The organism is Kosakonia sp. ML.JS2a (genome assembly GCF_025642095.1).
In the GTDB taxonomy this organism is placed as follows: Bacteria; Pseudomonadota; Gammaproteobacteria; order Enterobacterales; family Enterobacteriaceae.
In genome coordinates, this window is sequence record NZ_CP106754.1 from 420,867 (window position 1) to 441,635 (window position 20,769).

Consider the following 20,769-nt stretch of genomic DNA (forward strand, 5'->3'; position numbering starts at 1 on the left):
AGTGCAATGGAAAGCAAACGTCTGGAGCATGCCGCGCTGGCGGCGGGGATCAGCCCTGACTACATCAATGCGCACGGCAAACCGCAGTCCATTACTGCGCTGACCAAACGGCGGTTGCTGGACGCCATGCACCCGGCACCTGCGGCGACCACACCTTCACCTGTGCCACCGGTGCAGGTTTTTATCCGCGGCAAAAAGAAGGTGCTGCCGGTGCAGGGCAAAGGCGAGTTCCGCTGGCATCTGACCACGGAAGCGGGCAAACAGCATGCAGGAGAAGTGCGTGGCGGCGCGAACCTGGCGTTGCCGACCGGGCTGGCGCTGGGCTATCACTCACTGGTGCTGGAGCAGAAAGGCCAGAAATGGCCGTGCCGGTTAATTATCGCCCCGGCGCGCTGTTACGAACCGCAGGCGTTGCTGGAGGGGAAAAAACTGTGGGGTGCTTGCGTTCAGCTTTATACCCTGCGTTCGCAGGATAACTGGGGTATTGGCGACTTTGGCGATCTGAAGGCGATGCTCGGCGAGGTGGCAAAGCGCGGCGGCGCGTTTATTGGTCTCAACCCCATTCATGCGCTCTATCCGGCGAACCCGGAGAGCGCCAGCCCGTACAGTCCGTCATCCCGACGCTGGCTGAATATTATCTATATTGATGTCAATGCCCTGGCGGACTTTCGCGACAGTGAAGAGGCGCAGGCGTGGTGGTCGTTGCCCACGACGCAGCAAACGCTGCGTGCCGCGCGGGATGCCGAATGGGTGGATTACGCCACGGTGACCGCGCTGAAACTGGCGGCGCTCCGTATGGCTTGGAAGCACTTTCGTCAGCGCGCCGAAGACGACGAACAGGCGTCAGCCTTCCGGGATTTTGTGCAACAGGAGGGGGAAAGTCTCTACTGGCAGGCGGCATTTGATGCGTTGCATGCCTGGCAGGTGCAGGAGGATGAACTGCGTTGGGGCTGGCCCGCATGGCCGGAAGGGTATCAGTCCACCCGAAGCCCGCAGGTGAAAGCGTTTTGTCAGCAACATGCCGACGAGGTGGATTTTTATCTCTGGCTTCAGTGGCTGGCGTATACACAGTTTGCCGATTGCTGGGCGACCAGCCAGAACAACGGCATGCCGATTGGCCTGTACCGTGATTTGGCGGTGGGCGTGGCGGAAGGCGGTGCGGAAACCTGGTGCGATCGCGAGTTGTATTGCCTGAAAGCATCCGTTGGCGCGCCGCCGGATATTCTGGGGCCGCTAGGGCAAAACTGGGGGCTGCCGCCGATGGATCCGCACGTGATGCACGCCCGTGGTTATGCGCCGTTTATCGATCTGCTGCGTGCCAATATGAAAAGCTGTGGTGCGCTGCGTATTGATCATGTGATGTCGATGCTGCGCTTATGGTGGATCCCTTACGGTGAAACCGCCGATCACGGGGCGTATGTGCAGTATCCGGTTGATGATCTGCTCGCTATTCTGGCGCTGGAAAGTCAGCGCCATCAGTGCATGGTGATTGGTGAGGATCTGGGCACGGTGCCGGTGGAGATTGTCGGTAAGCTACGCAGTAGCGGCGTTTACTCGTACAAGGTGCTCTACTTCGAAAGCGATCACGAAAAGACGTTCCGTACGCCGCAGGCCTATCCGCCGCAGTCGATGGCGGTCGCCACTACGCACGACCTGCCGACGTTACGCGGATACTGGGAGAGCGGCGATTTAACCCTCGGCAAAACCCTGGGGCTCTACCCGGATGAAGTGATATTGCGTGGCCTGTATCAGGATCGCGAACGGGCAAAACAGGGGTTACTGGATGCATTGCATCAGTCCGGTTGCCTGCCAAAACGCGCCGGGCATAACGCCTCACGCATGCCAATGACGGCGATCCTCAATCGTGGGATGCAGCGTTTTATCGCGGATAGCAACAGCGCATTACTGGGATTACAGCCGGAAGACTGGCTCGATATGCCGGGGCCGGTCAACATTCCGGGCACCAGTTATCAGTATAAAAACTGGCGGCGCAAGCTGGCGGTTACGCTGGAGAAGATGTTTGCCGATGAGAAGGTTAACCGCCTGATTAAGGATCTCGACCGCCGCCGCAAAGCAGCAGGTAAACGTTAATAAAAATGCCCGGTCAGACCGGGCATTTTCATCGTGTCAGGAAGCGCCTGCGTTTTATCAGACCACCATACCCAGCAGCAAACATCCCACCAGGCCGCACACGGAGATAATGGTTTCCAGCGCGGACCATGAACGCATGGTCTCACCGATGGTCAGGTTGAAATACTCTTTGAACAGCCAGAAACCCGGATCGTTCACATGGGAGAAGATCACGCTACCGGAGCCCACAGCGATCACCATCAGTTCCGGGCTTACGCCGGTGGTGGCAATCAGCGGTGCGGCAATACCGCCTGCGGTGATCGCCGCCACGGTTGCAGAACCGAGCGCAATACGCAGGACAGCCGCGATAGACCACGCCATAAACAGCGGAGAGAGGTTGGTGGAGTGCATCATGGCGGCAATGTATTTATCCACGCCGCTATCGACCAGAACCTGTTTGAACGCGCCGCCGCCGCCGATGATCAGCAGCATCATGGCGATGATTTTGATAGAGCTGGTCAGGGTGTCGTTAATGTCGTCCATTGAACGGCCACGGTTCAGACCAAAGGTGAAGACCGCAATCAGGACGGCAATCATGGTTGCCATCACCGGGTCGCCAAAGAACTCTGCATACGGAAGGATTGCGTGACCTTTCGGCAGCACCATTTCCGCCACGGCGCGCAGCGCCATCAGGATCACCGGGACCAGAGAGGTCCAGACGCTGACGCCAAAGCCAGGCATCTCTTCTTCGGTAAAGGTTTTGGCGTTGTACAGACCTTCCGGGATCGGCTTATCAATGCTTTTCAGGAAGCGTGCATACACCGGGCCTGCGAGGATCACCGTCGGGATACCGAGCAGCGTACCGTAGAGCAGGGTTTTACCCATGTCCGCATGGAAGATGGTGGCAATCGCAGTCGGGCCTGGGTGCGGCGGCAGGAAACCATGCGTGACGGACAGCGCAGCCGCCATTGGCACGCCGATGTAAAGCAGCGGAATACGCGCAGACGCGGCAATGGTGAACACCAGCGGCAGCAGCAGTACGAAGCCCACTTCATAGAACAGGGCGAAACCGACGGTAAAACCGGTTAACACCACGGCCCACTGAATATGTTTACGGCCGAATTTCTCGATGAGCGTCGTGGCAATGCGCTGCGCGCCGCCGCAATCCGCCAGCAGTTTACCCAGCATGGCGCCGAAGCCCATGATCAGCGCAAGACTGCCCAGCGTTCCACCGACACCGGCTTTAATGGATTTGATAACCGCGTCCAGCGGCATGCCCTGCATCATCCCGACGGCGAGCGCCACCAGGATCAGGGCAATAAACCCGTTGAGTTTAAAACGGATCATTAACAGCAATAAAAGGGCGACACCGATAGCGACAATGACTAATGGCATGATTTACCTGGCCTTTAATTTGTTATGGGTAACGTCATTCTTTTCTGGCAATCCCTCAATGCTCCAGGGTAAGAAACAGCGGATTGCCGCACCGTTACGGCTTACATCCATAACTAAAAATTGTAGCTGGATGTTTTTGTCTTGTGGGTGCTGGTTGGAATGATACGGGTAACATGCACAGGAAGAGAATCACCAGGCGGATCTAAATGTTAGAACTGAGACATCCGTCATATTAACGTGGGGAAACTAACCCCAAAGAAAAAGAGATCTGTGATGGCAAGGATACGGGTAACAGCGAGAGGTGTGTGGCTGAACGGGCAGACATTATCGGGGGGCGTTCGGGTTGCCAATCAGGCTCAGACCCGGTAAGCGAAGCGCCACCGGGCCTGTATGCGACAACAGGAGCAAGACTTAGTAGTAGGAGTGCTCGCCGCGTTGGTGCTCGGTCAGATCGCGCACGCCTTTCAGTTCCGGGAATTCGGTCAGCAGTTGCTTCTCGATCCCTTCTTTCAGCGTGACGTCGACCATTGAGCAACCGTTACAGCCGCCGCCAAATTGCAGAATGGCGTAGCCTTCATCGGTAATTTCCATCAGCGATACGCGACCGCCGTGACCGGCGAGCTGCGGGTTGATTTGCGACTGCAGCAGATACTCCACGCGCTCCATCAGTGGGGCGTCGTCAGAGACCTTACGCATTTTGGCGTTCGGCGCTTTCAGCGTGAGCTGGGAGCCCAGCTGGTCGGTAACAAAATCGATTTCCGCATCTTCCAGATACGGCGCGCTCAGTTCGTCGACGTAGGCAACCAACTGCTCAAATTTCAGCGCGGTGTCGCTTGCTTCAACCGCGTCCGGTGGGCAATAGGAGACGCCACACTCGGCGTTTGGCGTACCCGGGTTAATCACAAATACGCGAATTTGTGTCCCTTCTTCCTGATTTGCCAGCAGTTTAACAAAATGCGCCTGGGCTGCGTCGGAGATACGGATCATAGCAATGGCCTAATAGTTGACTATTTTACTTGGTTATAATACGCCCATCATCGAGGGTCTACAAGGTTCGACACAGGCACCATACCTGAACAGTCGCTGCGCCGCTGCGTAAAAGCAGACGGGTGATTTCTGCAACGGTACTGCCGGTCGTGACGACATCATCCACCACGACGATATGGAGTCCGACGACCGGCAATTCAAGGCGGAAGGCGTTTTTCAGGTTCTGTTTGCGCAAACGCGCGCTGAGATGATGCTGAACCGGCGTAGCCCGCAGGCGGCGTAGTGCGGCGCGTGGAGCGCTGCACTGTAGCCAATGCGCCAGTTTCTGACATAACAGATCGCTTTGATTAAAGCCTCTGCGCCACTGGCGGCGGGCATGCAGCGGCACGCTGATGATCATATCGGGTTTTGCCGGGTTCCGGTTCGGGTGCGCGCCGCGTACGGCTAATAACAGCAGCCGGGACAGCGCATTGGCTGCGTCCGGACGCGGTGCAAACTTAAACTGATGCAGTAGCGTACTGAGCGGCGGCGCATAATCACTGACGGCGATAAGCCGCTGCCAGGGCGGCGGTTTTTGCAGGCAACGCCCGCAGTGAATGTCGTCGCGGGCGGCAGGTAAACCGCACAAAGGGCAAACGCGGCCGCGTCTGCGGATGGCACGCGTGCACAACGAACAGATCCCCCAGTGGCTGCACGCGAGCGGCATCCGACATAGCCAGCATAACCCCGGCGCTGTTAGCATATTGCACCTCCCTGTGTGAAAGAAGAGAACGATAACTGATGAGTGACATCTGGTGGCAAACCAAAGGCGAAGGTGATTGTCATCTTGTGCTGCTGCACGGATGGGGACTGAATGCGCAGGTCTGGGATTGCATCACCCCGGAACTGAGTACGCACTTTACCCTTCATCTGGTGGATTTGCCGGGCTATGGCAGGAGCCGTGGTTTTGCCGCGTTAACACTGCGGCAGATGACGGACCTCATATTGTCTCAGGCACCGGAAAAAGCGGTATGGCTTGGCTGGAGTCTTGGCGGGCTGGTGGCAAGCCAGGCGGCGTTGCTGGCGCCCGATCGCGTTAACGCACTGGTCACGGTGGCTTCGTCGCCCTGTTTTAGCGCGCAGGATGACTGGGCCGGGATCAAGCCCGATGTGCTGGCAGGTTTTCAGCACCAGCTCAGTGAAGATTTCCAGCGCACCGTCGAGCGTTTTCTGGCGCTGCAAACCCTGGGGACGGAAACGGCAAAGCAGGATGCCCGGTTGCTGAAAAGCGCGGTGCTGTCACTGGATATGCCGTCGGCGGAGGTGTTGAATGGCGGGCTGGAGATCCTGAAAACGGTGGATCTGCGTGATGCGTTAACGGCGCTGACCATGCCGTTTTTACGTTTGTATGGCCGGCTTGATGGGCTGGTGCCGCGCAAAATCGTCCCGATGCTGGATGAGATGTGGCCGGAGAGTGAATCGGTTGTCTTCCCGAAAGCCGCGCATGCGCCGTTTATCTCGCATCCCGCCGCATTTTGCGACACGCTGGTGGCGCTTAAATCGCGGTTGTAAGCCCCTCCCGTTGCGGGGAGGAGGCTGTTATTATCGCAACGCCCACCACTCGCGTGAGCAGGCGTCTTTCCCGTCCGGGCAGTGTTTGCAGCTACCGGTTAAACACCCGGTAGCCTCTTCCTGAATGCGCACCGCTTTGCCCATGGCTTCCATGCGCGCGAGCATGGCATCGATCAGCCCTCGCGGCGTATGCAGCGTGGCGCTGAGCTGGCTGGCTTCCATCCGCCCGCGCAAGGCCAGTAAATCCCGAACGTCAATTAACGATGCCATCCTGTCGCTCCTTAGTGGCAGTCGCCCGCCGGGCTGTCGCAGCAACTGGCGACGGTTTTGCGTGTTGCCAGCAGGTTGACGTTCACCCGGCTTCTGGCGCGGCGCAGCGCGCCAATGACCACGACGTTGAACAGGATCACCGCCAGAATGCAGATCAGACTGTAAACCGGGTGCTGGTTAAACGTCACCGTCTGGTAGAACAGGGTCGACAGCGAGTAGGCAATGTTCAGCCCCCATAGTACCGAGAACCCCATCCAGCCACGGCTGGATTCACGGGCGATAGCCCCCATTGCCGTGATGCAGGGAATGTACAGCAGCACGAAAATCAGGTAGCTGTATGCGGCTGCCGCGCTGCCAAATTTCTCGCTCATCACGCCCATTGTACCGGTGGCCATCTCGCCATCACCTTTGCTGGCTTCAATCGGGTTGGCCAGCACGCTCAGGCTGAACGTGTCTTGCAGGCTTTTCCAGGTCTCACTCAGCGCTGCGGCTAACTCGCCCGTCAGGCTGAATTCCGCCGGATTAAACGCCGCTTCCTGAATATTTTCGGCGGTATAGAGCGTATTCAGCGTACCCACCACCACTTCTTTTGCCATCGCGCCAGTAAACAACCCGACCGTGGCTTGCCAGTGATCGCCATGCACGCCAATCGGCTCTAACAGGGGAGTGAAGACGCGGCTAATCGAGGCCAGCGCCGACTCGTCGATTTTGTCGACGGTGCGGCCATCCAGCGAGAAACTGTTCATTGCGCTCAGGAAAATACTGACCACGATAATCACTTTACCCGCACGGATAACAAAACCTTTCAGGCGCTGCCAGGTTTGCAGCAACAGGCTTTTCAGGTGAGGTACGTGATAAACCGGCAGCTCCATGACGAACGGCGACGCTTCGCCGCGCAGCAGGGTGAACTTCAGCATCAACCCGGTCAGAATAGCCATCACAATACCAAGCACATACAGCGAGAACACCGTCACCGCGCCCTGCTGGCCAAAGAAGGCCGCAGCAAAAACGGCAAAGATCGCCAAACGCGCACCGCAGGACATAAACGGCGCCATCATGATGGTGATCAACCGCTCACGCGGCGCATCGAGCGTACGCGCACCCATCACCGATGGCACGTTGCAACCAAAGCCGACAATCAACGGCACAAAGGATTTACCCGGCAGTCCCAGCGATTGCATCAGGCGATCCATCACAAAGGCGGCGCGCGCCATATACCCGGAGTCTTCGAGGAAAGACATAAACAGGTACATCATGCCAAGCTGCGGAACCAGCGGCAGCACGGTATTCACCCCGCCGCCCAGCCCCTGGGCAAGGAACACGGTCAGCCACGCCGGGAAGTGCAACGTATAACCCAGCCACTGAATGCCATGCACAAACACCGCCACTGAACCGGCATCAAAAATAGGGGAGAATGCGCCGCCGATGTTAATGGCGAACAGGAACATCAGGTACATGACGAACAGGAAGATGGGCAGACCCAAAAAACGGTTCAGGATCACGCGGTCGACCGCCGCTGTGAACTGGCTGGGCTCTGCGGTCAGCGTGTTGCTCACCGTGTCGCAAATCGCGGCGATGGATTGATAACGCGCATCGGCAATATGCAGGGCCGGGTCATCCATTTCGGCCTGCAAACGAGACAGGGTCGTTTCCAGGTGCTGGGTACTGATGCCTGAGTTGGCGCGGCTGTAGATGTCACCTTCCAGCATTTGCAGACCCATCCAGCGGCGTTGCTGCCACGGTGTCTCGTCACCCATCATGTGCGCCAGCGCGTCCGCTTCACGGGAGAGTGGTTGGGCGTAATGCACCAGTTCAACGCTGTCGTTGGCCTGATGGCGGTCGATCGCCAGCTTCAGGGCTTCAATGCCGCGACCACGGGTGGAAACCAGTGGGATCACCGGGCAGCCAAGGCGTGCGGCAAGGGCGTCGACATCAATGCGTACTTTCTGTTTTTCGGCGATATCCAGCATATTCAGGGCGATAATGCAGGGAATGCCGAGTTCCAGCAGTTGCAGGGTCAGGTAGAGGTTACGCTCCAGATTGGAGGCATCCACCACGTTGATCAGCAGGTCTGCGTCGCCGCTCAGAATGTAGTGGCAGGCAATCTGTTCATCCAGTGAGGTTTGCGCAGAAATGGTGGTCAGGGAGTAAGTGCCGGGAAGGTCGACCAGCGTGACCTGGTTATCTGTGGTGGTGAATGAACCCTCTTTGCGTTCAACGGTAACGCCAGCCCAGTTACCCACACGCTGACGCGCACCGGTTAACTGATTGAATAATGTTGTCTTGCCTGAATTAGGATTACCAATTAAGCCAATGGTTATTTTTTTCATTTTACGTAACTCTCTGTAACGGCCGAACCATTAACGTGAAACTGCTTCCAGTTCGAGGAAGGCAAGATCTTTTTTCCGTAACACTAAATTAACGCGTCGGGTTTCGATATGAATGGGATCGCCTAACGGCGCCACGCGCACCACATTAAAAGAGGAACCGGGCAACATGCCTAAAGAGAGGAGTTTTTGCCGCCATGCCGGGCTAATTTCTTGTGAAAAGCCGGTAATTTTCCACGCGCTGTCAGGAGAGAATTGCATAGAACCTACTTATGTACGCTGCGAACCAATATTTATCATGCGTCGTGCGGGCGCATGGCATCCGGTAATGGCCAATGAGAAAAGAGAAATACTCAACATGGCACAATGATAATGAGAATAGTTTTTATCATCAATCATAAAAATGCGCTGGCAGGCAGTCGAATATATTAATTTGGACCTGTTTTGACGTAGCTCAACATTTTGTTGTGTTATGCATTTCGTGCTGCGTTGGAAAAATAAAGACACAAAAAAATAGCGTTAATGACATTTTTTCTGGCTTAAGGATTTATTAAGGATGGAAAGTGATTGACGTGAAAAAATGCACGGATACAGCATGTTAAGCGCGCTAATTATAGATAGAGTTGATTAATATTTTTGAACGCTAATTAGCATGTAAAATAAAGAGTTAATTATATTTCGTTGAATAACGGTGTGAATTAACTTTTATATTTTCGAATGGTTTGTCGAAAAAATAGCCCTTCTCTTGTCCGGGAAGGGCTATCGTCTGCGTTTAGCGTTTCTTACCCATTGCCGCCGCCAACGCATCCATCATCGCGCTGTTGCCGCTGGGTTGCGTATCGCGGCCGCGCGGTGCTTTCGCCGGGCGTGCGTTGTTGCGGCCTGCATCGCGGTTGCCTGCGTTGCTGTTGCCATTACCGCGACGGGTGTTGCTGTCGCCGGGTTGTTCATCCAGACGCATGGTCAGCGCGATGCGTTTGCGCTGGAGATCCACTTCCAGCACTTTCACTTTCACGATATCGCCCGCTTTGACCACCGTATGCGGATCTTCAACGAACTTGTCCGCCAGCGAAGAGATATGAACCAGGCCATCCTGATGCACGCCGATGTCAACGAACGCGCCAAAGTTGGTGACGTTGGTGACCGCGCCTTCCAGCACCATGCCGGGCAGCAGGTCGTTGAGGGTTTCAACACCTTCAGCAAAGGTCGCGGTTTTGAACTCCGGACGCGGGTCACGCCCCGGTTTCTCCAGCTCTTTGATAATGTCTGTCACCGTCGGCACACCGAAGCGCTCATCGGTAAATTCAGTGGCTTTCAGTTTGCGCAGTTCACTGCTGTTGCCCATCAAATCGCGCAGGGATTGCGCGGTTGCCGCCAGAATACGCTCCACCACCGGGTAGGTTTCCGGGTGGACTGTTGAAGCATCCAACGGGTTGTCACCGTGGTTGATACGCAGGAAGCCTGCGCACTGCTCAAAGGCTTTCGGCCCAAGGCGGCTGACTTTGAGTAACTGCTGGCGATTCTGGAACTGACCGTTTTCATCACGCCAGGTGACGATGTTCTGCGCCATCATGCGGGTCAGACCTGCTACGCGCGTCAGCAGCGGAACAGAAGCGGTATTCAGGTCAACGCCGACGGCGTTCACGCAGTCTTCGACAACCGCATCCAGCTTGCGCGCTAACTGCGTCTGGCTGACATCGTGCTGATATTGGCCGACACCGATGGATTTTGGATCGATTTTCACCAGCTCAGCCAGTGGATCCTGTAAACGGCGGGCGATAGAGACCGCACCGCGCAGAGAAACGTCGAGATCCGGGAATTCCAGCGCCGCCAGCTCAGAAGCGGAGTAGACCGATGCGCCGGCTTCACTGACGATCACTTTTTGTGCAGTGACTTTCGGGAACTGTTTCTGCACATCGAGGTAGAAACGCTCTGTTTCGCGGGACGCGGTGCCGTTGCCGATGGCGACCAGCTCAACGTTATGCTTCTCACACAGCGCCGCGACGGCAACCGCCGCTTTTGCGGCCTGGCCGGTATGCGGGTAAATGGTGTCGGTCGCCACCAGTTTGCCGGTGCCATCCACGACCGCGACTTTTACGCCGGTACGCAGGCCCGGATCGAGCCCCATGGTGGCGCGCAACCCGGCCGGTGCGGCCATCAACAGATCGTGCAGGTTGCGGGCAAAAACGTTAATCGCTTCATCTTCTGCGCGTTCACGCACCGTGCCCATCAGCTCGGTTTCCAGATGCATTAACACTTTGATACGCCAGGTCCAGCTCACCACGCCTTTGCGCCAGCTATCCGCCGGGGCATTGTTCAGACGCAGGCCGAGGTGATCGATAATGATCTGCTCGCAGTGGCTCTCTTTTGGCGGCTCGTCAAATTGCGGGTCGGCATTCAGCGAGAGCTGAAGCACGCCTTCGTTGCGCCCACGGAACATGGCCAGTGCGCGGTGAGAAGGGGTAGTGGCAATCGGCTCATGATGATCGAAGTAGTCGCGGAATTTCGCGCCTTCTTCCTCTTTGCCGCTGACGACCGTCGCCACCAGGTGGGCGTTTTTCCACAAATAGTCGCGCACTTTCGCCAGCAGCGCGGCATCTTCGGCGAAGCGTTCCATCAGGATATAACGTGCGCCATCCAGCGCGGCTTTGCTGTCCGCCACGCCTTTATCGGCGTCGACAAAGGTCGCGGCTAAGGTGTCCGGATCCTGTGACGGATCGGTCCACAACGTATCTGCCAGCGGCTCCAGCCCGGCTTCAATGGCAATTTGCCCGCGGGTGCGGCGTTTGGGTTTGTACGGCAGGTAGAGATCTTCGAGTTCGGTTTTGCTCAGCGTACCGTTAATGGCTTTGGCCAGTTCGTCGCTGAGTTTGCCCTGCTCGCCAATGGATTTGAGGATCGCCTGACGGCGCTCTTCCAGTTCGCGCAGGTAGACAAGACGGGTTTCGAGCTGACGCAGTTGCGTGTCGTCCAGACCGCCGGTGACCTCTTTACGATAGCGCGCGATAAACGGCACTGTGTTCCCTTCATCAAGCAGGCGAACGGCGGATTCCACCTGTTCGGCCCGGGCCTGAAGTTCACCCGCAATAATGCGGCAGAGCGAATCATTCATCATTTCTTTATCATCTTCTGCATAAAAACAGCGTGTAGTTATACGGACTGGCGCTGAAAATTGCCAGCCGCTATGGGTTGCTCTCGGACAGTTCCGGATGGGTTATTTCACATACTCGATTTCATTAACGTACCAGGTCGCTTCGCCGCCCGGTGTCTGCACCACGGCGACATCTCCCGCTTCTTTCTTTAGCAAGGCGCGCGCCATTGGCGAGTCGATTGAGATGTAATCTTTACGACCAAAGATCTCGTCATAACCCACGATACGAAAACGCAGGGTTGCGCCGTCATCGTTTTCAATTTCCACCCAGGCGCCAAAGAACACTTTGCCTTCCTGCTGCGGTGAGTAATCAACAATTTTCAGGTTTTCCAGACATTTGGTGAGATAGCGTACCCGGCGGTCTATCTCACGCAGGCGTTTTTTATTGTACTGGTAGTCGGCGTTTTCGCTGCGGTCGCCCAGGCTCGCGGCCCAGGTCACTTTTTTGGTGACTTCCGGGCGCTCCTCACGCCAGAGAAAATCGAGTTCCTGCTTCAGTTTTTCGTAACCTTCACGGGTGATCAGGGGCGTTTTCATGCAATTGCCTTTTCTCTGTCTCGCACATGCTTTACAAATCGTTATGTCTAAGGTGCGGATTAATCATGCTTTCTGTGATGAAATATGCATATAACTTGCTGTTAAATATGCTTTGTAACAATTTCGACTAGAATGTATACCAGATTTAGCTGGTCGTGAACGCGCACTTTTTTAGAATACGGAGTCATAATTGTCGGAACCTTTGGGAGTATAAACAATGCAAGAGAATTATAAGATTCTGGTAGTGGATGACGACATGCGCCTGCGCGCATTGCTTGAGCGTTACCTTACCGAGCAAGGCTTCCAGGTTCGTAGCGTCGCTAACGCTGAACAAATGGATCGTTTGTTAACCCGTGAATCTTTCCATCTGATGGTGCTGGACCTGATGCTGCCCGGCGAAGATGGCCTCTCTATCTGCCGCCGTCTGCGCAGCCAGAGCAACCCGATGCCGATCATCATGGTGACGGCGAAAGGGGAAGAGGTGGACCGTATCGTTGGTCTGGAAATTGGCGCTGACGACTACATTCCCAAACCGTTTAACCCGCGTGAACTGCTGGCGCGTATTCGCGCGGTGCTGCGCCGCCAGGCGAATGAACTGCCGGGAGCGCCATCTCAGGAAGAAGCGGTTATTGCCTTTGGTAAGTTCAAACTGAACCTCGGCACCCGTGAAATGTTCCGTGAAGATGAACCGATGCCGCTGACCAGCGGTGAGTTTGCGGTACTGAAAGCGCTGGTCAGTCACCCGCGTGAGCCGCTATCGCGCGATAAGCTGATGAACCTCGCGCGCGGTCGTGAATATTCGGCGATGGAACGTTCTATCGATGTGCAGATTTCCCGTCTGCGCCGCATGGTGGAAGAGGATCCTGCTCACCCGCGTTATATTCAGACCGTGTGGGGCCTGGGCTACGTATTTGTGCCGGACGGCTCTAAAGCATGAAGCGAGTGCGCTTCTCACCGCGCAGTTCATTTGCCCGCACGTTGTTGCTCATTGTCACCTTGCTGTTCGTCAGCCTGGTGACAACTTACCTGGTGGTGCTGAACTTCGCCATTTTGCCCAGCCTCCAGCAGTTTAATAAGGTTCTCGCCTACGAAGTGCGTATGCTGATGACCGATAAACTGCAACTGGAGGACGGTACGCAACTGGTGGTGCCACCGGCGTTTCGTCGCGAAATCTACCGGGAACTGGGGATTTCGCTCTATTCCAACGAGGCCGCGGAAGACGCGGGCCTGCGTTGGGCTCAGCATTATGAGTTCTTAAGCCAGCAAATGGCGCAGCAGCTTGGCGGGCCGACTGAAGTGCGCGTCGAGGTGAACAAAAGCTCGCCGGTCGTGTGGCTGAAAACCTGGCTGTCGCCCAATATCTGGGTGCGCGTGCCGTTGACTGAAATTCACCAGGGCGACTTCTCTCCGCTGTTCCGTTACACGCTGGCGATTATGCTGCTGGCGATAGGCGGCGCCTGGCTGTTTATCCGTATTCAGAACCGACCGCTTGTTGACCTGGAGCATGCCGCGCTCAAAGTGGGGAAAGGGCAAATTCCCGCGCCGTTGCGGGAATATGGCGCATCGGAAGTGCGCTCGGTGACCCGCGCCTTTAACCAGATGGCCGCCGGGGTGAAACAACTGGCGGATGACCGCACGCTGTTAATGGCCGGGGTGAGCCATGATTTGCGCACGCCGCTGACGCGTATCCGCCTGGCGACAGAAATGATGGCGGAAGAAGATGGCTACCTTGCCGAGTCGATTAATAAAGACATTGAAGAGTGCAACGCCATTATCGAGCAGTTTATTGATTATCTGCGTACCGGTCAGGAGATGCCGATGGAAATGGCAGAACTGAATGCGGTGCTTGGCGAAGTGGTGGCAGCCGAAAGCGGCTATGAACGGGAAATCAAGACGGCGTTAAACGCCAGCGAGATCTTCGTGCGTATGCATCCGCTCTCGATTAAGCGCGCAGTCGCCAACATGGTGGTGAATGCGGCGCGCTATGGTAACGGCTGGATTAAAGTCAGCAGCGGCACCGAACTGAACCGCGCCTGGTTCCAGGTGGAGGATGACGGTCCGGGCATTAAGCCGGAGCAACGTAAACATCTGTTCCAGCCGTTTGTCCGTGGCGATAGCGCCCGTAGCACCAGCGGCACCGGCCTTGGTCTGGCGATTGTGCAGCGCATTGTTGATAACCATAACGGTTTGCTGGAGCTGGGCACCAGCGAGCGCGGTGGGTTATCTATTCGCGCCTGGCTACCTGTTCCTGTTGCTCGCGTGAGCGGGCCAACAAAAGACGCCTGAATAAAAAAACCCGCCAGTTGGCGGGTTTTGTTTCTCTTGCGTTGCCGGATTACAGTTTCGGCCCGGCGCTGACCAGTGCAGCGCCAGCAGGGGTATCCGTGTATTTCTCAAAGTTTTCCACAAACAGCTTAGCCAGTTGCGTGGCCTTCTCCTGCCACTGTTCCGGCGAGGCGTAGGTGTTGCGTGGATCGAGGATCCGGCTATCCACGCCAGGCAGCGTTGTGGGGATTGCCAGGTTAAACATCGGCAGGGTGAAGGTTTCGGCGTCGTCCAGCGAGCCATCCAGAATCGCGTCGATAATGGCGCGGGTATCTTTGATGGAAATACGTTTGCCGGTGCCATTCCAGCCGGTATTGACCAGGTAAGCCTGCGCACCGGATGCCTGCATGCGTTTCACCAGAACTTCTGCATACTGAGTTGGGTGCAGCGACAGGAACGCTGCGCCGAAACAGGCGGAGAAGGTTGGCGTCGGTTCCGTTACCCCACGTTCGGTGCCCGCCAGTTTAGCGGTAAAACCGGAAAGGAAATGGTACTGAGTCTGGCTTGCCGTGAGGCGTGACACCGGCGGCAGTACGCCGAACGCATCCGCCGTCAGGAAAATCACCTTGGTGGCGTGGCCCGCTTTTGATACCGGTTTAACGATATTCTGAATATGGTAAATCGGATACGACACGCGGGTGTTTTCCGTTTTCGAGGCATCATCATAATCGATGCTGCCATCGGCGCGGACGCTGACGTTTTCCAGCAGTGCATCCCGGCGGATGGCGTGGAAGATATCCGGTTCCGCTTCTTCAGAGAGGCGGATCGTTTTGGCGTAGCAGCCCCCTTCGAAGTTAAACACGCCATCGTCATCCCAACCGTGTTCGTCATCGCCAATCAGGCGGCGCTTCGGATCGGTGGAGAGGGTAGTTTTGCCGGTGCCGGAAAGGCCAAAGAACACCGCGACATCGCCTTTCTCGCCGACGTTTGCAGAGCAGTGCATCGACGCAATACCCTGCAACGGCAGCAGGTAATTCATGATTGAGAACATGCCTTTTTTCATCTCGCCGCCGTACCAGGTACCGCCAATTAACTGGATGCGTTCGGTGAGGTTAAAGGCCACAAAGTTCTCGGAGTTCAGCCCTTGCTCTTTCCACTGAGGGTTGGTGCATTTCGCGCCGTTCATGACAATAAAATCCGGCGTAAAGCTGGCCAGTTCCTCTTCCGTCGGGCGAATAAACATGTTTTTGACGAAGTGCGCCTGCCAGGCTACTTCAGTAATGAAGCGCACGGCAAGACGGGTGTCCGGGTTGGCGCCGCAAAACGCATCAATAATAAACAGGCGCTTTCCGGAGAGTTGTTGTGTGACCAGGCCTTTCAGGTGCTGCCAGATTTCAGGGGAGAGCGGTTTGTTGTCGTTTTTACCTTTGCCTTTATCAGCCCACCACACGGTGTCGCGGGTGGTATCGTCACGGACAATGTATTTATCTTTCGGCGAACGGCCGGTAAAAATACCGGTGTCGACGGCGACAGCACCAGAATTCGTCAACACACCACGCTCATATCCTTCCAGGTCTGGACGGAGCTCTTCCTGATACAGCGTATCGTAATCGGGGTTGTAGACGAGATCCTGAACATCGTTGATACCATAAGCCTTGAGATCTTGCGGGGTTAAGCTCTTAACACGCATATCACTACTCCTTAGCCAAGATGTACTGCCTGAAATTGTAGGGTTGTTCTTCATTTGTTAACCGGGACGACGCTCATAGATTTACGTATCTCGACAAACCCAAACTAACGGAAAACGCTGTGACACCCGTCACGTAACGGAACGGATTATGGCAAATTCCATCATAATGATCGGGAAAATGTTCTTAAAACGCCATAACGCAACATTTTTAACGGCTACTTTGTGACTGTAATCGCTTTCATGAAAGAAAATTACGTAAGGGTTTCAGGGAGGATTGTAGCGGAAACGTGACAAGATTTGCAAAACCGCCGCCCGCAGGCGGCGTGAAAGAGTCTGTCAGTGAACCTGAGGATCGGCTGGAGAGGCATTATTGCGGATTTCCGCAATATCCATCGCGTTAAACAGATAATGATTACCGCAGTAGTCGCAGTGCATATCGATTTCACCCTCTTCAGCAAGAATGCTATCCACTTCTTCATCCGGCAGTGTTTTCAGCGCACCAGCGCAACGCTCGCGGGAGCAGGTGCACTTAAATTCCACGTCCTGCGGATCATAAAGCGTGACCTCTTCTTCATGGTACAAACGCCACAGCACGTCTTCGGCGTTCAGCGTGAAAAGCTCTTCTGCTTTGATGGTTTCCGTCAGCACGCTCAGGTGTTCGAAATCTTCGGCCTGGGTTTCCTGGGCAGGCAGCACCTGTAGCAGCATACCGCCCGCAGCGGGCTGCCCATCGACATCGCCGGTGCGGATAAACAGGCGCGTCGGCAGCTGTTCTGAGCGCAGGAAATAATCTTCCAGGCAGGCTGCCAGCGTATCGCCTTCCAGACCCACAACGCCCTGATAACGCTCGCCTTCTTCTGGCGTAATCGTAATTACCAGATAGCCATTACCGACCAGCGTTTTCAGATCGGCATTTTCCGGCACATCGCCCTGCACGCGGGCAACGCCGCGCATTTGCTGGCGGTTATTGCCATTGATCACCGCCAGACTCATCGGGCCATCCCCTTGCAACTGAACGGTGATATCACCGGCAAACTTCAGCGTGGCGGTGAGCAAGCTGGTCGCTACCAGCAGTTCCCCGAGGATGGTTTTCACCGGTAACGGATAGTTGTGGTTTTCCAGCACCTGTTTCCAGGTTTCGGATACGGTCACCAGCTCGCCGCGCACGGCATAGTTTTCAAACAGATAGCGGTGTAATTGGTCTTGATGGGCCATAATTGTCTCTCTTGCGGGTGAGCGTTACTCGCTATCACCGTATTTAAATTTCATCAGATCGCGGCGTTCTTTCTTATCCGGGCGACGATCGGGGTGCGGCATGGTCAGGGCATTGAGCTTGCGGGCAAGCGTCATTTTCTCGCGCTTCTCGATGCTTTCCGCCGTCTCTTCATAAAGTGCTACTGCTTCATCGGCTGGACGGCGCTGTTCGGTGATGCCCTTAATGATAACCGTGCGCTCATCGTTTCCCTGACGCAGCGTTAAGGTGGCATTCAGCTCAACGATTTTACTCGGCTTGCTGCGCTGTCCGTTGTAGTGCACTTTGCCGCCTTCAATCATCTCGCGGGCAATGGCGCGGGTTTTATAAAAACGCGCTGCCCACAGCCATTTATCCAGTCGAATATCTTGCGCAGGCTGTTGTTTCATTAAGCCTCCTTAAGAAGAGAAGGGATCAGTCGACGGTAATCGTTCATTCCCGGATGGCGTAAATAGCTTTTTTCCGCCAGACCGGAATCCGGGTTCGTGACGCCCAGGCAGTAACCAATGCCAAATTTGGTCGCTGCGTCCAGAATAGGTTCGCTGTCGTCAATAAACAGCGTTCGTTCGGGGGTTAAGCCCGTTTCTTGCGCAACAGCTTGCCACAAACGCTGATCCTCTTTCGGATAACCAAATGTGTGGGTGGAAAGCAATAAATCAAGGTGCGACGCGAGCCCGGTGTGTTCAAGTTTGACGGCCAGGTTATGCGGGTGCGCATTGGTCAGCAGGATGCGGCGTTTTCCGCTTTTTTTCAGTGCATCCAGAAACGGCACGGTGTCTTCACGTAGCACGGCCTGTGGCCCATGCTGGGTGGTCATCGCGCAGATATCCAGACCGAGTCGCTCGCTCCAGTAATCCAGACAATACCAGTTTAGCGTATGCTGCACGGCGTGATACTCCTGGCGGAGGACGTTCTGCGCTTCATCCGGGGTTAAACCTTGTTTCACGCCGAAGGTTTCCGGCACCAGTTTTTGCCAGAAAAAATTGTCGAAAGCGAGATCGAGTAGCGTGCCATCCATGTCCAGCAGAACGGTATCGATATTCTGCCATGCGATATCAAGATGCATTGGAAAACTCCAGCCAGATGAAAACCTGCGCGACAGGTTAACACAGCTCGTTCAGCGGGTCGTTATCAGCTGAGGCTTTCCTGCGTGGGGAGCAGTTGCGGGTTCAGGCAGCTTTCATAGTACTGCTGAATCTCTTCGAGACGCGTGCGATTACGCTGGTAACGACGCAGCGCAAGGACGCCGTTGTAGACGGTGCTGATGATCATTGTCAGCAGCAACAGCGTGGTGCCGGCATAGCGCCACAGGCCGGTAGCGTCTGGCATCCGGTGCAGGCTGATGTGTTTGGTGCCGTTGGCATCTGTATAGATGTTGGTAATGATCCCTTCCGCGCTGAATGGCGTTTGCATCAGCATTTGCGCCAGCCGCTGGAATTCAGTCCACTGTTCCTGCGCAGGGTGGTCATACAGGGCGATCGGCGGCCATGGCTGGTCGACCAGCTCGTTGCCCTCTTCGCTGACAATCAGGAAACCTCCGGGGGCAGGGCTGTTCAGCGCCTGCGCCGCGCGGGTTGTTTCGCGCATGATAAAGGGGGCGGTGGAGGTGGTGACCAGATTATCCAGCGACTCTGCACTTACCGGGCGCAACAGAACGTTCACGCCGGTGAGTTTCCCTTCGCTTGCCCGTTTGGTCAGCGTGTCCCAGTCTTTGCTGTTGCCCAGGTTAACCAGCGCGTTTTTCAGCCGTAAACACTCGTCTTCAGCGGAGCACAAATCCTGGGTTTTCAGCACGATATCGGCAAAGTCATCCAACAAGACCATGCCCGACTTCTGAATGGCGGAACGCAGCACAGGGCTAACGCGGGAATCATCTTCTGCTGTGGGGTGTAACTGACGGCTGACCGCCTGGACAAGCGCCGTGGCTTTGGTCACCGTCCCGGACTCCGGCAGTGGCAGCGGCGGTGCGTTATTCCAGATAATCTGCGAACAGTCGAATGGCGTAAACGGTGATGTCTGACGCGAAGCCCAGTTGCTCTGAGTATGAATGTTGCACATCCCGGTGCCGCTGAGGCGCAACGTGTCGCCTATGCGCAACCCGGCAGCTTCGAGTTGGTTGACGCTGCTGGCCTCAATGGTTTGCGCGCCTTTGATCCACGAGACTGTGAATTTAATCGGCATATCCAGCGGCACCCAAATCAGCAGCATCGCCAGTACCACCAGCGAACCGGTGGAGATCACCGCGCTGCGTACCCAGTGCTGTAACGGGAAGTTTTTCACCTCATCGTGCAGGGATAAAAAACGACCCTGGCGCACGACGTGGCGATCGAGATAAATATCAATATCCGTTTGTTGCCCCAGATCCTGCGTGACGAAGGGTTGCCAGTGGCGTGGATAGATCAGGTCGATAATGCCCAGCGAGATGTTGTTCATCTGCTCCTGATTGTTTTCACCGAACAAACCCCAACGCTTTGGCGTACCGCGCAGACAGTGGATTTCGCGCAGAGTGTTTTTGGCTGGCGGCGCATACAGGCCCCATAACCCGGCGGCAAGCAGCATAACGGCACCGCCCGCCAGCCACGGAACGAAGACTTCCGGGGCGACCAGGCAGAAGAAGAACAGTAAGAAAGCGGTAGATACCAGCAGGGCTTCGCGCATGCCGTCTGGTCGGCTTAAGGCGAACTCCTCCTGCGTTTCCCGGCGGATATTCAGCAGTTCGATCTGCTCCGTTTCTTCACCGCGGATGGCGGAGTGCGCCGCAGAAACGCGCTCCAGTTCGCCACTGCGCTCTTCATTCATATATTCACTGAGGGTATGACCATTCAGTGAGATCACCAGCGGCAGTGAGTCGGTACGGATCAGTTCGACATTGTTCTCATCGGTAATGTACTGCTCCCAAAAGGGCGGCAGATGCACTTCGACAGAATCAAGGTAGTAGCGCCATTTATTGGGGGCGTCGGTAGTGATGCCATAGCGCGTAATGGAGTGCGCCACAAACAGGACGGTATTGCTTTGGGCATTTAATTTGATGGACACCGGGGCGGTCGTTGCGCCGGTCGGGCCTGGGATATTTTGTGTACGGGAGAGCGACTCCAGATAGCTTTCGACGGCTTCGCGCTCTTCTGGCGACAGTTTACGGGTCGTCGCGCCAGCGAAGGCCTGTAAATAAGGCAGCCTGTAGCGACGTTGCGACCTGAACCTGAAAATCCATCCAGCGAGGAATGCGCAGGCCAGCATAGCAGCGAAAAAAATCAAAATGGTGCTCATGCTTTCC

Annotated in this window: 17 protein-coding genes; 4 read left to right on the plus strand and 13 right to left on the minus strand. The window is 55.8% G+C overall.

The features are described 5' to 3' along the window. Nucleotides 1-6 precede the first annotated feature (6 nt). Nucleotides 7-2,091: a 4-alpha-glucanotransferase gene (malQ, locus tag N7922_RS01880; protein WP_263099021.1), complete on the plus strand. Its 2,085-nt coding sequence runs from the start codon at nucleotides 7-9 to the stop codon at nucleotides 2,089-2,091. A 57-nt stretch (nucleotides 2,092-2,148) separates the two neighbouring features. Here the strand turns inward: malQ and gntT are convergent, their stop codons facing one another. From gntT to gntX, 3 genes are all read right to left on the minus strand, one after another. Then, entirely contained in the window at nucleotides 2,149-3,465 is a 1,317-nt protein-coding gene (gntT, locus tag N7922_RS01885; RefSeq protein WP_263099022.1) for a gluconate transporter, read from the minus strand. A gap of 411 nt (nucleotides 3,466-3,876) precedes the next feature. Beyond that, the gene (nfuA, locus tag N7922_RS01890) at nucleotides 3,877-4,452 is read right to left on the minus strand and encodes a Fe-S biogenesis protein NfuA (protein WP_263099023.1); all 576 of its coding nucleotides are present in this window, start codon (nucleotides 4,450-4,452) and stop codon (nucleotides 3,877-3,879) included. 58 nt (nucleotides 4,453-4,510) lie between these two features. Beyond that, entirely contained in the window at nucleotides 4,511-5,194 is a 684-nt protein-coding gene (gene gntX, locus N7922_RS01895) for a DNA utilization protein GntX (protein ID WP_263099024.1), read from the minus strand. A 38-nt stretch (nucleotides 5,195-5,232) separates the two neighbouring features. Between gntX and bioH the strand changes: the two genes are divergently transcribed. Continuing rightward, nucleotides 5,233-6,003, plus strand: a complete 771-nt coding sequence (gene bioH, locus N7922_RS01900; protein WP_263099025.1) for a pimeloyl-ACP methyl ester esterase BioH — start codon at nucleotides 5,233-5,235, stop codon at nucleotides 6,001-6,003. 30 nt (nucleotides 6,004-6,033) lie between these two features. Here the strand turns inward: bioH and feoC are convergent, their stop codons facing one another. The 5 genes from feoC to greB form a co-directional block, all read right to left on the minus strand. Then, nucleotides 6,034-6,273 (minus strand): [Fe-S]-dependent transcriptional repressor FeoC, encoded by a 240-nt coding sequence (gene feoC / locus N7922_RS01905; protein WP_263099026.1) that lies wholly within the window; start codon nucleotides 6,271-6,273, stop codon nucleotides 6,034-6,036. A gap of 11 nt (nucleotides 6,274-6,284) precedes the next feature. Then, the gene (feoB, locus tag N7922_RS01910) at nucleotides 6,285-8,603 is read right to left on the minus strand and encodes a Fe(2+) transporter permease subunit FeoB (RefSeq protein WP_263099027.1); all 2,319 of its coding nucleotides are present in this window, start codon (nucleotides 8,601-8,603) and stop codon (nucleotides 6,285-6,287) included. Between the two features lie 30 nt (nucleotides 8,604-8,633). Continuing rightward, on the minus strand, nucleotides 8,634-8,861 hold the full coding sequence (feoA, locus tag N7922_RS01915; RefSeq protein WP_017459530.1) for a ferrous iron transporter A: 228 nt from the start codon (nucleotides 8,859-8,861) through the stop codon (nucleotides 8,634-8,636). A 511-nt stretch (nucleotides 8,862-9,372) separates the two neighbouring features. Beyond that, on the minus strand, nucleotides 9,373-11,715 hold the full coding sequence (locus tag N7922_RS01920; protein ID WP_263099028.1) for a Tex family protein: 2,343 nt from the start codon (nucleotides 11,713-11,715) through the stop codon (nucleotides 9,373-9,375). Nucleotides 11,716-11,814: 99 nt separating this feature from the next. Further along, entirely contained in the window at nucleotides 11,815-12,288 is a 474-nt protein-coding gene (greB, locus tag N7922_RS01925) for a transcription elongation factor GreB (protein ID WP_263099029.1), read from the minus strand. Between the two features lie 217 nt (nucleotides 12,289-12,505). Here greB and ompR point away from each other — a divergent pair, with 217 nt between their 5' ends. Then, complete coding sequence (gene ompR / locus N7922_RS01930) at nucleotides 12,506-13,225, plus strand: two-component system response regulator OmpR (protein ID WP_001157751.1); 720 nt, start codon at nucleotides 12,506-12,508, stop codon at nucleotides 13,223-13,225. After that, complete coding sequence (gene envZ, locus N7922_RS01935) at nucleotides 13,222-14,574, plus strand: two-component system sensor histidine kinase EnvZ (protein ID WP_263099030.1); 1,353 nt, start codon at nucleotides 13,222-13,224, stop codon at nucleotides 14,572-14,574. The genes ompR and envZ overlap by 4 nt, the downstream gene beginning before the upstream one ends. 49 nt (nucleotides 14,575-14,623) lie before the next feature. On the opposite strand, the gene pckA is transcribed toward envZ, so the two are convergent. From pckA to N7922_RS01960, 5 genes are all read right to left on the minus strand, one after another. Beyond that, complete coding sequence (gene pckA / locus N7922_RS01940) at nucleotides 14,624-16,243, minus strand: phosphoenolpyruvate carboxykinase (ATP) (RefSeq protein WP_263099031.1); 1,620 nt, start codon at nucleotides 16,241-16,243, stop codon at nucleotides 14,624-14,626. Nucleotides 16,244-16,579: 336 nt separating this feature from the next. Next, complete coding sequence (gene hslO, locus N7922_RS01945; RefSeq protein WP_263099032.1) at nucleotides 16,580-17,458, minus strand: Hsp33 family molecular chaperone HslO; 879 nt, start codon at nucleotides 17,456-17,458, stop codon at nucleotides 16,580-16,582. 24 nt (nucleotides 17,459-17,482) lie between these two features. After that, entirely contained in the window at nucleotides 17,483-17,884 is a 402-nt protein-coding gene (gene hslR / locus N7922_RS01950) for a ribosome-associated heat shock protein Hsp15 (RefSeq protein WP_263099033.1), read from the minus strand. Next, nucleotides 17,884-18,561 (minus strand): GMP/IMP nucleotidase, encoded by a 678-nt coding sequence (yrfG, locus tag N7922_RS01955; protein WP_263099034.1) that lies wholly within the window; start codon nucleotides 18,559-18,561, stop codon nucleotides 17,884-17,886. Before yrfG ends, hslR begins: the two co-directional genes overlap by 1 nt. 65 nt (nucleotides 18,562-18,626) lie before the next feature. Then, complete coding sequence (locus N7922_RS01960; protein WP_263099035.1) at nucleotides 18,627-20,762, minus strand: intracellular growth attenuator family protein; 2,136 nt, start codon at nucleotides 20,760-20,762, stop codon at nucleotides 18,627-18,629. Nucleotides 20,763-20,769: the final 7 nt, after the last annotated feature.

What these genes read in the sequence shown, in the direction of transcription:
- malQ (WP_263099021.1), top strand. Translation starts at nt 7, where the DNA reads ATGGAAAGCAAACGTCTGGAGCATGCCGCGCTGGCGGCGGGGATCAGC.
- gntT (WP_263099022.1), bottom strand. Translation starts at nt 3,465, where the DNA reads ATGCCATTAGTCATTGTCGCTATCGGTGTCGCCCTTTTATTGCTGTTA.
- nfuA (WP_263099023.1), bottom strand. Translation starts at nt 4,452, where the DNA reads ATGATCCGTATCTCCGACGCAGCCCAGGCGCATTTTGTTAAACTGCTG.
- gntX (WP_263099024.1), bottom strand. Translation starts at nt 5,194, where the DNA reads ATGCTAACAGCGCCGGGGTTATGCTGGCTATGTCGGATGCCGCTCGCG.
- bioH (WP_263099025.1), top strand. Translation starts at nt 5,233, where the DNA reads ATGAGTGACATCTGGTGGCAAACCAAAGGCGAAGGTGATTGTCATCTT.
- feoC (WP_263099026.1), bottom strand. Translation starts at nt 6,273, where the DNA reads ATGGCATCGTTAATTGACGTTCGGGATTTACTGGCCTTGCGCGGGCGG.
- feoB (WP_263099027.1), bottom strand. Translation starts at nt 8,603, where the DNA reads ATGAAAAAAATAACCATTGGCTTAATTGGTAATCCTAATTCAGGCAAG.
- feoA (WP_017459530.1), bottom strand. Translation starts at nt 8,861, where the DNA reads ATGCAATTCTCTCCTGACAGCGCGTGGAAAATTACCGGCTTTTCACAA.
- N7922_RS01920 (WP_263099028.1), bottom strand. Translation starts at nt 11,715, where the DNA reads ATGATGAATGATTCGCTCTGCCGCATTATTGCGGGTGAACTTCAGGCC.
- greB (WP_263099029.1), bottom strand. Translation starts at nt 12,288, where the DNA reads ATGAAAACGCCCCTGATCACCCGTGAAGGTTACGAAAAACTGAAGCAG.
- ompR (WP_001157751.1), top strand. Translation starts at nt 12,506, where the DNA reads ATGCAAGAGAATTATAAGATTCTGGTAGTGGATGACGACATGCGCCTG.
- envZ (WP_263099030.1), top strand. Translation starts at nt 13,222, where the DNA reads ATGAAGCGAGTGCGCTTCTCACCGCGCAGTTCATTTGCCCGCACGTTG.
- pckA (WP_263099031.1), bottom strand. Translation starts at nt 16,243, where the DNA reads ATGCGTGTTAAGAGCTTAACCCCGCAAGATCTCAAGGCTTATGGTATC.
- hslO (WP_263099032.1), bottom strand. Translation starts at nt 17,458, where the DNA reads ATGGCCCATCAAGACCAATTACACCGCTATCTGTTTGAAAACTATGCC.
- hslR (WP_263099033.1), bottom strand. Translation starts at nt 17,884, where the DNA reads ATGAAACAACAGCCTGCGCAAGATATTCGACTGGATAAATGGCTGTGG.
- yrfG (WP_263099034.1), bottom strand. Translation starts at nt 18,561, where the DNA reads ATGCATCTTGATATCGCATGGCAGAATATCGATACCGTTCTGCTGGAC.
- N7922_RS01960 (WP_263099035.1), bottom strand. Translation starts at nt 20,762, where the DNA reads ATGAGCACCATTTTGATTTTTTTCGCTGCTATGCTGGCCTGCGCATTC.